The organism is Streptomyces sp. NPDC107562, from assembly GCF_055657325.1.
In genome coordinates this window covers 1-12,646 of sequence record NZ_JBVKBE010000013.1, presented here as the reverse complement: position 1 = coordinate 12,646, position 12,646 = coordinate 1, and the positions used below count along the sequence as shown (strand labels likewise).

Annotated in this window: 11 protein-coding genes, 1 tRNA gene and 1 pseudogene; 4 read left to right on the top strand and 9 right to left on the bottom strand. The window is 72.0% G+C overall.

Annotated features, from left to right (window positions below; all coding sequences use genetic code 11):
* Positions 1-10 precede the first annotated feature (10 nt).
* The 3 genes from ACZ7LV_RS29260 (at position 11) to ACZ7LV_RS29250 (ending at position 1,482) form a co-directional block, all read left to right on the top strand.
* Positions 11-730 carry an ABC transporter permease subunit gene (locus ACZ7LV_RS29260; protein WP_401674883.1) on the top strand — a complete coding sequence of 240 codons (720 nt, stop codon included), beginning with the start codon at positions 11-13 and terminating at the stop codon, positions 728-730.
* A gap of 98 nt (positions 731-828) precedes the next feature.
* Positions 829-1,125 carry an SGM_3592 family protein gene (locus ACZ7LV_RS29255; RefSeq protein ID WP_471943630.1) on the top strand — a complete coding sequence of 99 codons (297 nt, stop codon included), beginning with the start codon at positions 829-831 and terminating at the stop codon, positions 1,123-1,125.
* 269 nt (positions 1,126-1,394) lie between these two features.
* Positions 1,395-1,482 (top strand) — tRNA-Ser (locus ACZ7LV_RS29250).
* A 452-nt stretch (positions 1,483-1,934) separates the two neighbouring features.
* Here ACZ7LV_RS29250 and ACZ7LV_RS29245 read toward each other — a convergent pair.
* The 9 genes and pseudogenes from ACZ7LV_RS29245 to ACZ7LV_RS29205 all read right to left on the bottom strand — a co-directional run.
* Positions 1,935-2,747 (bottom strand): annotated as a pseudogene (locus tag ACZ7LV_RS29245) (HAD family hydrolase); the annotation flags it as partial.
* Positions 2,744-4,021: a serine--tRNA ligase gene (serS, locus tag ACZ7LV_RS29240; RefSeq protein ID WP_471943628.1), complete on the bottom strand. Its 1,278-nt coding sequence runs from the start codon at positions 4,019-4,021 to the stop codon at positions 2,744-2,746. The pseudogene ACZ7LV_RS29245 and the gene serS, both read right to left, overlap by 4 nt.
* Before the next feature lie 539 nt (positions 4,022-4,560).
* The gene (gene pheA, locus ACZ7LV_RS29235) at positions 4,561-5,493 is read right to left on the bottom strand and encodes a prephenate dehydratase (protein ID WP_471943626.1); all 933 of its coding nucleotides are present in this window, start codon (positions 5,491-5,493) and stop codon (positions 4,561-4,563) included.
* A 110-nt stretch (positions 5,494-5,603) separates the two neighbouring features.
* Positions 5,604-6,932: an iron uptake transporter deferrochelatase/peroxidase subunit gene (gene efeB / locus ACZ7LV_RS29230; protein WP_471943624.1), complete on the bottom strand. Its 1,329-nt coding sequence runs from the start codon at positions 6,930-6,932 to the stop codon at positions 5,604-5,606.
* Between the two features lie 7 nt (positions 6,933-6,939).
* Complete coding sequence (locus ACZ7LV_RS29225) at positions 6,940-8,835, bottom strand: copper resistance CopC/CopD family protein (RefSeq protein ID WP_471943623.1); 1,896 nt, start codon at positions 8,833-8,835, stop codon at positions 6,940-6,942.
* A gap of 13 nt (positions 8,836-8,848) precedes the next feature.
* The gene (locus ACZ7LV_RS29220) at positions 8,849-9,292 is read right to left on the bottom strand and encodes a copper chaperone PCu(A)C (RefSeq protein ID WP_471943621.1); all 444 of its coding nucleotides are present in this window, start codon (positions 9,290-9,292) and stop codon (positions 8,849-8,851) included.
* Positions 9,289-9,945: an SCO family protein gene (locus tag ACZ7LV_RS29215; protein WP_471943619.1), complete on the bottom strand. Its 657-nt coding sequence runs from the start codon at positions 9,943-9,945 to the stop codon at positions 9,289-9,291. Before ACZ7LV_RS29215 ends, ACZ7LV_RS29220 begins: the two co-directional genes overlap by 4 nt.
* A 74-nt stretch (positions 9,946-10,019) precedes the next feature.
* A complete protein-coding gene (locus tag ACZ7LV_RS29210; protein ID WP_471943617.1) occupies positions 10,020-10,769 on the bottom strand; it encodes a YcnI family copper-binding membrane protein in 750 nt (249 codons plus the stop codon).
* 196 nt (positions 10,770-10,965) lie between these two features.
* On the bottom strand, positions 10,966-11,778 hold the full coding sequence (locus ACZ7LV_RS29205; protein ID WP_471943615.1) for a hypothetical protein: 813 nt from the start codon (positions 11,776-11,778) through the stop codon (positions 10,966-10,968).
* A 268-nt stretch (positions 11,779-12,046) separates the two neighbouring features.
* Here ACZ7LV_RS29205 and ACZ7LV_RS29200 point away from each other — a divergent pair, with 268 nt between their 5' ends.
* A complete protein-coding gene (locus ACZ7LV_RS29200) occupies positions 12,047-12,496 on the top strand; it encodes an ATP-binding protein (RefSeq protein ID WP_471943613.1) in 450 nt (149 codons plus the stop codon).
* Positions 12,497-12,646: the final 150 nt, after the last annotated feature.

Here is a 12,646-nt window from a genome sequence, read left to right as displayed (position 1 = left end):
AGGCCGAAGAATGTACGACCCCACAGTCGCCCGGCTCACCTACCGGGCCCTGCTCGGCCGACGCCGTGCCCTCATCCTCGGGGCCCTGCCCCTGCTGCTGATCGCGATCTCCGTGGTCGTGCGCGCCCTGGCCGGCGCCGACGACCAGACCGCCGCCGACCTGCTGGGTGGCCTCGCGCTCGCGACGATGGTGCCGATCATCGGCGTCATCGCGGGCACCGGCGCGATCGGCCCGGAGATCGACGACGGCTCGGTGGTGTACCTGCTGTCCAAGCCCGTGAAGCGGCCGACGATCATCTTCACGAAGCTGATCGTGGCCATCGCGGTGACGATGGTGTTCTCGGCCGTGCCCACGCTGATCGCCGGCTTCATCCTGAACGGCAACAGCCAGCAGATCGCCGTGGCCTACACGGTGGCCGCGCTGGTCGCCTCCATCGCCTACGCCGCGCTGTTCCTGCTGCTGGGCACGGTGTCGCGGCACGCGGTGGTGTTCGGCCTGGTCTACGCGCTGGTCTGGGAGGCCCTGTTCGGCTCCCTGGTGGCCGGTGCGCGCACGCTCAGCGTCCAGCAGTGGTCGCTGGCCGTGGCCCACAAGGTGGGCAACGGCGAACTGGTCACCTCGGACGTCGGGTTGACGACGGCGACGGTGCTGCTGGTCGTGGTCACCGTCCTCGCGACCTGGTACGCCGGACAGAAGCTGCGGTCGTTGACGCTCGCCGGCGAGGAGTGACACGGACCCGGAAGGTGAGGCCCTCGGTTCTTGACGGGGGCCTCACCTCGTTCCGGGCACACTGGGCGGACGGGGACGCACGGCGGGGAGGTGCCGGCATGACGGAGGAGACGCCCCAGCACGACGATCGCGGGCGCGCGGGCGGCCACGCGGGCGAGGGCGCCGCGAACGGACCGGTCGGCGACACGGGGAGTGCGGGCGACGGATGGGACGACCTCGTCCTGGACGAGGACTTCGTCCGTGGCGCCGGGACGCCCGAGCCCTCGGCCCGTGCCCGCATGCTGGCCGAACGCTGGCGACGGGACGAGCCCGAGCCGCAGCCCTGGCGCTCGGACGAACCGCCTGCCGGGTGGTTCTTCAGCAAGGCCCGTCGGCGCTGGTGGCGCCGCCGGTAGCGGGGCCCGGCCGCCCCTTTAATCGGTGGCGTCCAACTCGCCGTGAGGGCAGAGTGGTTGTGTCCCCGACGCCGGACGATCCGGCGCCACGTACTGGGAGAGGAGCCGGACGATGTCCCTGCACGGCAGTACGTCCCGCTCCCGTCAGGGCAGCCTGCGGCGGGTTCCGGAGTAGTCGCCACCACTCCGCCGAGCCCGCCCCGCACGGGGAGCTGCCCGGGGCGGCCGCTTCGAGCACGCGATGTCGCTCTCGCGTGGGCCGCCCACCCGGAGGATTGGCCGAGTGGTAAGGCACCGGCTTGCTAAGCCGTGGTCGGGCCTCACAAGCCCGCGCACGTTCGATCCGTGCATCCTCCGCGACACCGAACCGGCACCCGGCCGGACCACCACCGAGCCGCCTCGCGCCGAGGCGGCCTGAATCCCCTCGACGCCACCGACAGGCACGCCGACCCGCAGCCGATGCTCAGGCCGGAGCCTCCACCGGCGGGACCGGAGCCCCGCCTGCGGGGCGGAAGGCAACGTTTGTCGGACCGAAGCTCCGCCTGCGGGGCCGAAGGCGACGCCTGTCAGACCGAAGCTCCGCCTGCGAGGGGCGATGCCTGTCAGACCGAAGCTCTGCCTGCGCGGCCGAAGACGACGCTTGTCAGACCGAAGCTCTGCCTGCGGGGCGAAGGCGACGCCTGTCAGACCGAAGGCTCCGCCTGTCGCGCGGGAGCCTCGTCCTGTCGGACGGGAGCCTCGTCCTGTCGGGCGGGAGCCTCGTCCTGTCGGGCGGGAGCATCTGCCTCTCGGACCGCAGAGGCCTTGGCCAGCAACCGTTCCACCACGACCGCGATCCCGTCCTCCTCGTTGGACGCGGTCACCTCGTCGGCCACGGCCCGCAGGTCCTCGTGCGCGTTGGCCATGGCCACACCCCGCGCCGCCCAGGCGAACATCGGGATGTCGTTGGGCATGTCGCCGAAGGCGATGGTGTCCGCGGCCTTCATGCCCAGACGCCGGGCGGCCAGCGAGAGCCCCGTCGCCTTGGAGAGGCCGAGGGGGAGGAGCTCGACTATGCCCTGGCCCGCCATGGTGACGCTGACGAACCCGCCCGCGGCCCGCTGGGCGACCGCCGCGAGCTCGTCGTCGCCGAGGGTCGGGTGCTGGATGTAGATCTTGTTCAGCGGCGCCGACCAGAGGTCCGCCGCCTCCGTGAAGGGCGTCGCCGGCAGGCCGCCGTGGAGCGCGTAGCCCGGCCCGACCAGCACCTCGCCGTCCAGGCCGTCGCGGCTCGCCGCCAGATACAGCGGACCCACCTCGGCCTCTATCTTGGCCAGGGCCACCCCCGCCAGCTGCCGGTCCAGCGTCACCGACGTCAGCAGGCGGTGCTCGCCGGCGTCGTACACCTGCGCGCCCTGGCCGCAGACGGCGAGGCCCGTGTAGCCGAGGTCGTCCAGGATGTGCCGGGTCCACGGGACCGCGCGTCCGGTGACGACGATGTGCGCGGCGCCCGCCGCGGTGGCCGCGGTGAGTGCCTCGCGGGTGCGTCCCGAGACCGACCCGTCGGACCGCAGCAGGGTGCCGTCGAGGTCGGTGGCGAGCAGCCGGTACGGGAACCCGGCGGCGGAAGCCGTGTCGCTCACCTGGCCACCGGTTCCAGGACCTCCCGGCCGCCCAGGAACGGACGCAGCACCTCGGGCACCCGCACGGAACCGTCGGCCTGCTGGTGGTTCTCCAGGATCGCGACGATCGTGCGCGGTACGGCGCACAGGGTGCCGTTGAGGGTGGCCAGCGGGCGCACCTTCTTGTCCTCGCGGACGCGGATCGACAGACGGCGGGACTGGAACTCGGTGCAGTCCGACGTCGAGGTCAGCTCGCGGTACTTGCCCTGCGTCGGGATCCACGCCTCGCAGTCGAACTTGCGCGAGGCGGAGGCGCCCAGGTCACCGGAGGCCACGTCGATCACGCGGTACGGCAGCTCCAGCGAGTTCAGCCACTGCTTCTCCCACTCCAGCAGGCGCTGGTGCTCGGCCTGCGAGTCCTCGGGAGCGACGTAGGAGAACATCTCGACCTTGTCGAACTGGTGCACGCGGAAGATGCCCCGGGTGTCCTTGCCGTGCGAGCCCGCCTCGCGGCGGAAGCAGGGCGAGAAGCCCGCGTAGCGCAGCGGGAGCTTGTCCGCGTCGAGGATCTCGTCCATGTGGTAGGCCGCGAGCGGGACCTCGGAGGTGCCGACGAGATAGAGGTCGTCGTCCGCGAGGTGGTAGACGTCCTGGGCGGCCTGGCCGAGGAAGCCGGTGCCGGCCATCGACTGCGGGCGGACGAGTGCCGGGGTGAGCATCGGGGTGAAGCCGGCCGCCGTGGCCTGGGCCATCGCGGCGTTCACCAGGGCCAGCTCCAGCAGGGCGCCGACGCCCGTCAGGAAGTAGAAACGCGAACCCGAGACCTTCGCGCCGCGCTCGACGTCGATCGCGCCGAGGATCTGGCCGAGCTCCAGGTGGTCCCGCGGCTCGAAGCCCTCGGCGCCGAAGTCGCGGATGGTGCCGTGCGTCTCCAGGGTGACGAAGTCCTCCTCGCCGCCGACGGGTACGTCGGGGTGGACGAGGTTGCCGAGCCGCTGGAGCAGTTCCTGGGTCTCGGTGTCGGCCGCGTCGCGCTCGGCGTCGGCCGCCTTGACGTCGGCGGCGAGCTGGCTCGCCCGCTTCAGCAGCTCGGCCTTCTCGTCACCGGAGGCCTTCCCGATGAGCTTGCCGAGGCCCTTCTGCTCGTTGCGCAACTCGTCGAAGCGGACGCCGGACGACCTGCGCCGCTCGTCGGCAGACAGGAGAGCGTCGACGAGCGCGACGTCCTCTCCACGGGCGCGCTGGGAGGCGCGCACACGGTCGGGGTCCTCACGGAGCAGGCGAAGGTCAATCACGCGCACCAGGCTACCGGTGCGGGGTGAGCGCTCACGACTCACTATTCCGTACTGCGGATTACGCTCCGCTATGCGGCAATTGCCCGCTGTTGTACGCCCTCGTCAATAAAGATCTTCGTGGTCCCTTGATCGAGGCGGCCGTCGGGCGGGCGGTTGACTGGATTTCCTTGTGGGGAACGGGACTTGGGGTCAGCGTTGTCCACAGGAATCCACACCCCCGGAAAAGTTATCCACAGGCTGTGTGGGAGATCTGTGGATTCGGAATTGATCAATCCGAAGGATCTTGCCGGAACTTGGGATTCGCATGGCAAACCTCCCTTACGCCCACTTTCGAGTGGTGGTGCGTCACTCCAAAGGGTTGACCCAAGGAAAAGAGTGGACGAAGGGTGACCTGCGGGCCGGTGGACGCCGAGGGTTCCTGTAGGGCGATTTGTCGACAGGGTCATAGCTTGCTGTCGACTTGTCCCCAGGTCGAGATGCGGACCTGTGGATAACGCCTGTGGATAACGAAAATATGCAGGTCGGACCAACGGTACCGGTTAGAACCGGCCGTCCTGGCAGCGGGCCACCCAGTCCGCCGCCGACGTGAACTCGTCGTCCGACGTGCCGGGAAGCGGAGCCCTCACGTCCACCGGGGACATGTCCGCGCGAGGGTACGAGCCGAGGAACCGCACCTGGAGGCAGATCCGCTTGAGTCCCATGAGGGTCTCGGCGACCCGGCGGTCGGAGATGTGCCCCTCGGCGTCGATGCAGAAGCAGTAGTTGCCGATGCCGGCGCCGGTCGGCCGGGACTGGAGCAGCATCAGGTTGACGCCCCGGGCGGCGAACTCGCCGAGCAGGTCGCGCAGCCCGCCGGGGTGGTCGTCGCGCTGCCACAGCACGACGGACGTCTTGTCCGCACCGGTCGGGGCGGCGGGCCGGGCGGGGCGTCCGACCAGTACGAAGCGGGTCTGCGCGTTCTCCGCGTCGTGGATCCCGGTCTCCAGGGCCGTCAGGCCGTACCGGGCGGCCGCGAACTCGCCCGCGAAGGCGGCGTCGTACCGGCCCTCCTGGACCAGCCGGGCGGCGTCCGCGTTCGAGGCGGCCGACTCCCAGGCCGCGTCGGGCAGGTTCGTGCGCAGCCAGTTGCGCACCTGCGGCTGGGCCGCCGGATGCGCGGAGACCGTCTTGATGTCCGACAGGGAGGTGCCCGGCCTGACGAGCAGCGCGAAGGTGATCGACAGCAGCACCTCGCGGTAGATCATCAGGGGCTTGCCCGCGACCAGCTCGTCGAGGGTCGTGGTGATGCCGCCCTCGACGGAGTTCTCGATCGGCACAAACGCGGCCTCGGCCTCGCCCCCGCGCACCGCGTCCAGCGCGGACTGCACGGACACGTAGGGGATCAGCTGGCGGGTCGCCGCCTCCGGCAGCGTGCGCAGAGCGACTTCGGTGAAGGTGCCCTCGGGGCCGAGGTACGCATAGCTCGCTGGCATGTCCTCACCCTAATGGGCCGCCGCGCACCGGGCTCACGCGTCTCACGAGCGCCCCTGCGGTGAGTGAACGCCGGTGCCCCGCCGATCCCCTCGGCCCTGACGTCGCCCGCTCACCCCTCCAGCAGCTTCTGCCCCACGTACTCCCCCTCCGCCGCCCCGCCCGGCACGGCGAACAGCCCGCTCGCCTCGTGCCGCACGAACTGCGACAGCGCGTCCCCCCGGTCCAGCTTCCGCTGCACGGTCACGAAGCCGCGCAAGGGGTCCGCCTGCCAGCAGACGAACAGCAGCCCGGCGTCCGGGACCCCGTCGCCGTCGATGCCGTCGTGGAACGAGAACGGGCGGCGCAGCATGGCCGCACCCCCGTTCTGGTCAGGCCGGCTGATCCGCGCGTGCGCGTTGATCGGGACCACCAGGTTGCCCTCGGCGTCCGTCTTCTCCAGGTCCATCGCGGCCGTCTCGGTCCCGCCCGACAGCGGCGCCCCGTCGGCCTTGCGCCGCCCGATGACGTCCTCCTGCTCCCTGAGCGAGAGCTGCTCCCAGTCGTCGAGGAGCATGCGGATGCGGCGTACGACGGCATAGGAGCCGCCCGCCATCCAGGCCGGGTCGGCCGCCCCCGACTCCGGCACGAAGATCCGCCGGTCGAAGTCGGGCTCCGCCGGCTTGGGGTTGCGTGTCCCGTCGACCTGGCCCATGAGATTGCGCGCGGTCATGGGGTGGGCCGTGGCCCCCGGCGACCGGTTGAAGCCGTTCATCTGCCATCGGACCCGGGCGGCGCCGCCGGCGTCCCGCTGGATCGCGCGCAGGGCATGGAAGGCGACCAGGGCGTCGTCGGCGCCGATCTGCACCCACAGGTCGCCCTCGCCCCGAGCCGTGTCGAGCTGGTCGGAGGAGAAGGCGGGCAGCGGATCGAGGGCGATGGGGCGCTCCTTCTCCAGGCCTGTGCGGCCGAAGAAGCTGTGCCCGAACCCGAAGGTGATCGTCAGCGACGAGGGCCCGGCGTCCAGCGCCACACCCGTGTCGCCGTCCTTCGCCGGCTCGCCCGCCATCAGCCGCCGGGCCGTCTCCGACCAGCGGCGCAGCAGTGCGGCGGCCTCCTTGCGGCCGGCGCCGGCGGCGAGGTCGAAGGCGAGGAGGTGGCCGCGCGCCTGCATCGGGGTCGTGATGCCGGGCTGATGTTTCCCGTGAAACATCACCTGATCGGCGCCCAGCGAGGTGAGCGGCGTCGCCTGCGCGGGCGTGGGCGCGGCCGCGTAGCCGGCGGCACCGCCCGCCGCACCGAGGACGAGACCGGTGGCGCCGGCGGTACCGAGCAGCGCCCGCCGCGAGATGCCCCCGCCGGGAGGCGCGTCCGCGGGGACGGTGCCGGGCACAGGCGTCTCGTCGGCACGCGTCGGCGGGACGGACCGGTCGGTCGTGTGGTCGGCCATCTGCTCAGCCATGGGTCGTTCAGCCGATCTGCGCGTTCTTGGAGACGGTCACCTGGTCGATGTCGGAGGTGCGCACGGTCACGGCGATCTCCCATTCGCCCGCCATGGGGATCTGCACCCCGCTCGCCGACCAGTGTCCGGTGGTGATGTGGTCGGGGACGACGGGCAGCGGCCCGACGTTCTTGGCCTTGAGGGTGAAGGCGACCTTCACCTCGGGGATGTCGAAGGCCCGCCCGTTGGGGCGCTGCACGTAGACGTGCATCTCGTTGGCGCCGACCCGCGCGGGGTCGATGTCGATGCGGACGACTCCCTTGCCGTCCGAGCCGCCGGTGTCGAAGGGGATGTCCAGCGTGACCACGCCGGTGGTCGAGGCCGCGGCGGACGACGAGGAGGCGGCAGCCGCCTCGGCCTCCTCCACGGTGCGTCCCGGCTCGGTGGACGTCAGCGCGGTCGTCACCGCGAGCAGGACCACCGCGACGCCCGCCTCGGCCAGCACCGAGCGGCGCAGTCCGTATCGGTGCGGATCGGCGTCGCGCTCCCGCTTCTGCCGGGCGGTGTCCACGGCGGCCCGCTGCCGCGCGAGCTGTGCGGCCCGCTTGGCGTCCCCGGAACCGGCGGACCGCGACGACGCCGTGGCCTTGGCGCCCTCCCGCTCCCGCTTGCGGCCCGCGGCACCGGCGGCCACGGTGTCCACGAGCTGCCCGGTCCACCGCCGCGAGATCCACGCCACCCCGACCAGCAGCACCACGAGCGCCACCTTGACCAGCAGCAGCTGCCCGTACCTCGTGCCGGTGAGCGCGGACCAGGAGCCGACCTGCCGCCACGACTGGTAGAGGCCGGTGAGGACCAGCGTGATCACGCTGCCGAAGGCGACCTGGGAGAAGCGCCGTACCGCGGCGGCCTCCAGCGGCGTCTGCGCCGGCGCCCGGTACAGGGACACCAGCAGCGCGGCGAGCCCACCGAGCCACGCCGCCACCGCCAGCAGATGGAGGACGTCGACCGGCATCGCGATCCCCGGCTGGAGCCCGCTGGAGGCGTGCTCGGCCATCGCCCAGGACGCGGCGATCCCCACGGCCACGACACTGCCGCCGAGCGCCAGCCCGAACGTCAGATCCCGCTTCTCGTCGTCGTCCCGCTTCTCGTACGCCCCGAACAGCACGGCGATGAACAGCGCCGCGGCGGCGAGCAGCAGCAGCCGGGAGACGAGCGCCGCACCGGTCTTGGTCTGGAGCACCTGCCCGAGCAGATCGAGGTCGAAGGCGTCGCCGAGCGAGCCGGACCGCGTGTACGCGCCGCGCAGCAGCAGCAGGCCCAGCGTCGCCGCCGTGAGCGTCACCCAGCCCGAGACGACGAGCCGCTGCACGGCGCGCACCCCCGCGCCGCGCGGCCAGCAGGCCAGCACGAAGGCGGCTCCGCCGGCCAGCACGATGAATCCGGCGTAGGACACGTACCGCCCGGTCCCGTACAGCCACCCCACGACCCCGCCCCCGGTCGCCCGGTCCGCCACCGAGACGGAGGTCGACGAGGGGGCGCCGATCGAGAAGGTGTAGGCGCCGGAGATGGGATGGCTGTCGGCGGACACGACCTGATAGGCCACCGTGTAGGTGCCGTCGGGCAGCCCCGAGTGCAGTTTCACGGCGTACGTCGTCCCGCTGACGTTGCCGGCCTCGCCCGTGTCGGCGCGCTCGCCCTGGGGGTCGAGGACCTGGACCGAGTCGTCGGAGAGCGAGACCGCCTCGGAGAAGGTGAGCGAGACCTGTGCCGGGGCCTTGTCGACCACCGCCCCCTGCCGGGGGTCGCTGCCGGTCAGCGCGGCATGCGCGGAGGCGGTGCCGGCGCCGCCGAGCAGCAGCCCGGCGGCGGCCAGGAGCAGCAGCACGATGCTCCGGAAGCGGGGGGCGATGGTCGGTGTCAAGGTGGTCCCTCCCTCAGTGCCCGGAATCCGGGGTGTACGTGGCGGACTTCACCGGCATCTTCACCGTGACCGTGCCGGATTCGGCGAAGCGCAGTACGACGGAGACCGTCTCGCCCTGCTTCGGCTTGCGCTTCAGGTTCTCGAACATCAGATGGTTCCCGCCGCTCTCCAGCACGAGTTCACCGTGCGCGGGCACCGGCAGCGCCTGGACCTCGCGCATCGCCGAGTCGACCGTCTCGTGCACGGTCACCTCGCCGATGTCGCTGGTCACGGACGTCAACTCGTCCGCGGTGCCGCCCTTGTTGGCGATGGTCAGAAAGCCCGCCGCCATGGTGTCCGAGACGGGCTGCGGCATGTAGGCGGCGCTGACGGAGACGTCGGCCCCCGCGTCCGGCCCGCACCCGGTGAGCGCCAGCGCCCCCGTCAGCAGGGCCGTGGTCAGCGCCGTCCGCCTCACGGCTTCTCCCCCTTGGCCAGCTTGGGGAGGTCCGTGATGTAGTCGTCGACGGTGGCGTCCTCGCCGTAGAGGACGTAACCCGCGTCGGTCTTCGGGGAGAAGGCGACCACCTGGGTGCCGTGGGTGGAGACGATCTTGCCCTTCTCCTTGTGCGGCGGCTCGATGGAGATGCCGAGCGTGCGGGCGGCGGCCTGGACGGTGGCGAAGTCGCCTGACAGGCCGACGGCCTGCGGGTCGATGCCCTTCAGCCACGTGCCGAGCGCGGCCGGGGTGTCCCGTTCCGGGTCGGTGGTGACGAACACGATCCGCAGCTCGTCCTGGTCCGCCGCGGGCAGCTTGGTCTTGGCGACGGCGATGTTGTTCATCGTCAGCGGGCACACGTCGGGGCAGTTGGTGTAGCCGAAGTAGATCAGCGTGGGCTTGCCCGCGGTCTCCTTGCGGAGGTCGTACTTCTCGCCCTTCGTGTCCGTCAGCACCAGGTCCGGCTTCTCGAACGGCTGGTCGAGAACGGTGGCGGCCTTGGCGTCGCCGCCGCCCTCCTCGGAGACCACGGAGACGGGCGAGCCGCTGTCGTCGTCCCCGCCCCCGCAGGCGGACAGGGTGAGGGTGGCGGCGGCGAGCAGCGCGGCCGCCGCGAACTTCTTCTTGCGCATAGAGAAATGTCCTGGAAGTGAGATCTCCGGCGTGCGCCGGACGCCGTCCGGCGCACGCCGTCGGAGGGGAGGCGTCAGGCGGAGGTACCGCGCCGACGGCCGGCCAGCACGCCGTACGCCACACCGGCCGCGCCGACGACGATGCCGACGATGCCGAGCACCCGGGCCGTGGTGTCGGTGCTGTCGGCCGGCTCGGCGGCCGCGGTGGTCGACTTGGCGGCGGCCGAGGCGTCGTCGGACGGCGCCTCGGACTCCTTCTGCGGACCCGCGGAGCCGTGGTGGTCCCCCTCGGCGGCGGACAGCTCCAGCACCGGCGCCGGGTGCTCCGGCTCCTCCGCGCCCTCATGGGGCACCTCGATCCAGCGCACGACCTCGTCGTTGGAGTACGTCTGGATCGCCTTGAAGACCAGTTCGTCGGTGTCCTCGGGCAGCGCGCCCAGCGAGACCGGGAACTTCTGGAAGTAGCCCGGCTCGACGCCCTTGCCGGTGGCGGTCCAGGTCACCTTGCTGACCGCCTCGGTGAGCTGCCGGCCGTGCGCCTCGATCGGCTCGTCCAGCTTGGACTTGGTGACGTCGATCTTCCAGCCCGGCACCGGCTCCGGCATCACCGAGGACAGCGGGTGCTCGGTCGGGAGGCTGACCTCCAGCTTGGTGGTCGAGGCGTTGTCCCGCTCGTTGGGGACCTTGAAGTCGACGACCGCGTAGCCGCCCTTGGCGGCCGGGCCCTCCGGCTGCACGCTGACGTGCGCGAAGGCGGGGGCGGACAGGACGACGACGGCCGAGGCGGCGACGACGGCGGCGGCGGTGAGACGGAAAGCCTTCATGGCGATGAGCACTCCACTTCGAGTGAGGGATCCGTTGATGAAGAGGGGTACGCGCGCGTGGAGGTGCCCGTGGGGCTTTCACCGAAAACAGCTCCACGAAAACGGTTCCACCGAGGAGCGTTCGCCGGGCAGCGGGTACGCGCGCGTGCCGCGCGACAGCGGCGGACCACGCAGGGAAGTGGCGGCGCGCGTCGTGTCAGGCGGCGAGAACGAGCACGGCGGCGGGTGGGCCGCGCCGGATCACGGTGTGCTGGAGTGCGGTGGTGCGCGGCTCGGGTGCCGCGAGGACGGGAACGCGCCGGATCCGCGGACGGGCGCCCGACGCCTCCGGGAGCCCGGCACGCAGGGCGCGCGCCAGCGCGAAGGCCGCGCGCAGGGATCGTACGGGCGTCCCCTCCGTGACCGAATGCGCCGAGAGTTCGCTGATCCGCAGCAGGGCGAGATCGCCCCGCCGCAGCACCCACCCCGCGGCGACCGCCGCGAGGGCGTGGCAGAGCAGCATCGGCAGCGACGGCAGCAGTGCGACGGAGGAGTCGGTGGTGGTGGACATGACGTCCGCCGGGTGGTGCGCGGCGTGCGCGCCCGGGCCGCCGCCCGGATACAGCCGGGCCTCGGCGAGGATCTGGCGGGCCTGTGCCGGGCTGATCGCCGTGATCGGGCCCCCGCACACCAGCCGTGCCGCCTGCGCGACCAGCGTGGCGTCGGTGCGCGTGGCCTCGGAGGCCGCGGTGGCGTGCTGGCCGAGCCCGAACAGGGTGTGCAGCACGGTCTGCCCGACCGCCAGCAGCGCCGCGATCCCCGGCAGCGAGCGCTCCCGCCCGGCGAGCGGCACCGCGACCGCGAGCATGCCCAGGAACCCGGCGCCCAGCGTCCACCACGGCACCGTGGCGCAGGAGGCGAGGGCGTGCCCCGCCCCGGACAGCACGACGCAGACCGCGGCGAGGACCGCGGCCCGCGAGATCCGGAGTCCGGCTCCGGGGCGCGCTGTGCGCCGGTGGGGGGCAGGCATGGCGGCCTCATCATCGCACTGCGCCCCTGGCCGCCATACGGCAGGTCCACAAGATTCCGTACGAGACGGAAGGTTCCTTCTTGTGTCGATCTGTCAGGTGCGACGACCGCCGTCGGTCACCCGTCCGGAAGACTCACGTCCCACATACACCGTTCGCCGCCTTCGGCGCATCGCCCGTATGGGCGGCATCACGTTGATTCCGCGCTTACATACGCGTACGGGCGGTAATACGTAACGGTATGTCGAGCCGCAGCCAGGAGGCTGGAGCATGAGCATCTGGTGGTCTCTCCATCTGCGGCGCGAAGCCGCGAGCGTGCCGCTCGCCCGACGCCTGCTGCTCGGCACGATGGAGACGGCGGGCGTCGACCCCGACGTCTCGTACGACCTCTCCGTCGCCCTCACCGAGGCCTGCGCGAACGCCGTGGAGCACGGCGGCGACACCGCGCACGGGGTCTCCACCGGGGCGTACCGCGTCACCGCCTACCTCGACGGCGAGAAGTGCCGTATCGAGGTCACCGACTCGGGCCCCGGCTTCGCGCGTCCCCATCCGCGCCCGGTGCCCGCCCGCACCGACGCCGAACACGGCCGCGGTCTGTGCCTCATCGAGGAGCTCGCCGACCACGTCCACATCGGCAACAACCCCGGCCGGGACGGCGCGGTGGTGAGTTTCGACAAGATCCTCAAATGGAGAGAGGACGCTCCGCTGATGGCCGTGTAGCGGCCCGCAGACCCTCCCGACAGCGACGGCGGCGGGGGGGGGGCCCCCCCGCGGGCCGCCACCCCCCACGCCCCCCCGGCCCCCTTCCGGCCTTCCGCGGGAGACTCCCATCCTCTCCCCCCTCCTCCACCCCGGGGAAACACCCCCAAA

What these genes read in the sequence shown, in the direction of transcription:
- ACZ7LV_RS29260 (WP_401674883.1), top strand. Translation starts at nt 11, where the DNA reads ATGTACGACCCCACAGTCGCCCGGCTCACCTACCGGGCCCTGCTCGGC.
- ACZ7LV_RS29255 (WP_471943630.1), top strand. Translation starts at nt 829, where the DNA reads ATGACGGAGGAGACGCCCCAGCACGACGATCGCGGGCGCGCGGGCGGC.
- pheA (WP_471943626.1), bottom strand. Translation starts at nt 5,493, where the DNA reads ATGCCAGCGAGCTATGCGTACCTCGGCCCCGAGGGCACCTTCACCGAA.
- efeB (WP_471943624.1), bottom strand. Translation starts at nt 6,932, where the DNA reads ATGGCTGAGCAGATGGCCGACCACACGACCGACCGGTCCGTCCCGCCG.
- ACZ7LV_RS29215 (WP_471943619.1), bottom strand. Translation starts at nt 9,945, where the DNA reads ATGCGCAAGAAGAAGTTCGCGGCGGCCGCGCTGCTCGCCGCCGCCACC.
- ACZ7LV_RS29210 (WP_471943617.1), bottom strand. Translation starts at nt 10,769, where the DNA reads ATGAAGGCTTTCCGTCTCACCGCCGCCGCCGTCGTCGCCGCCTCGGCC.
- ACZ7LV_RS29205 (WP_471943615.1), bottom strand. Translation starts at nt 11,778, where the DNA reads ATGCCTGCCCCCCACCGGCGCACAGCGCGCCCCGGAGCCGGACTCCGG.
- ACZ7LV_RS29200 (WP_471943613.1), top strand. Translation starts at nt 12,047, where the DNA reads ATGAGCATCTGGTGGTCTCTCCATCTGCGGCGCGAAGCCGCGAGCGTG.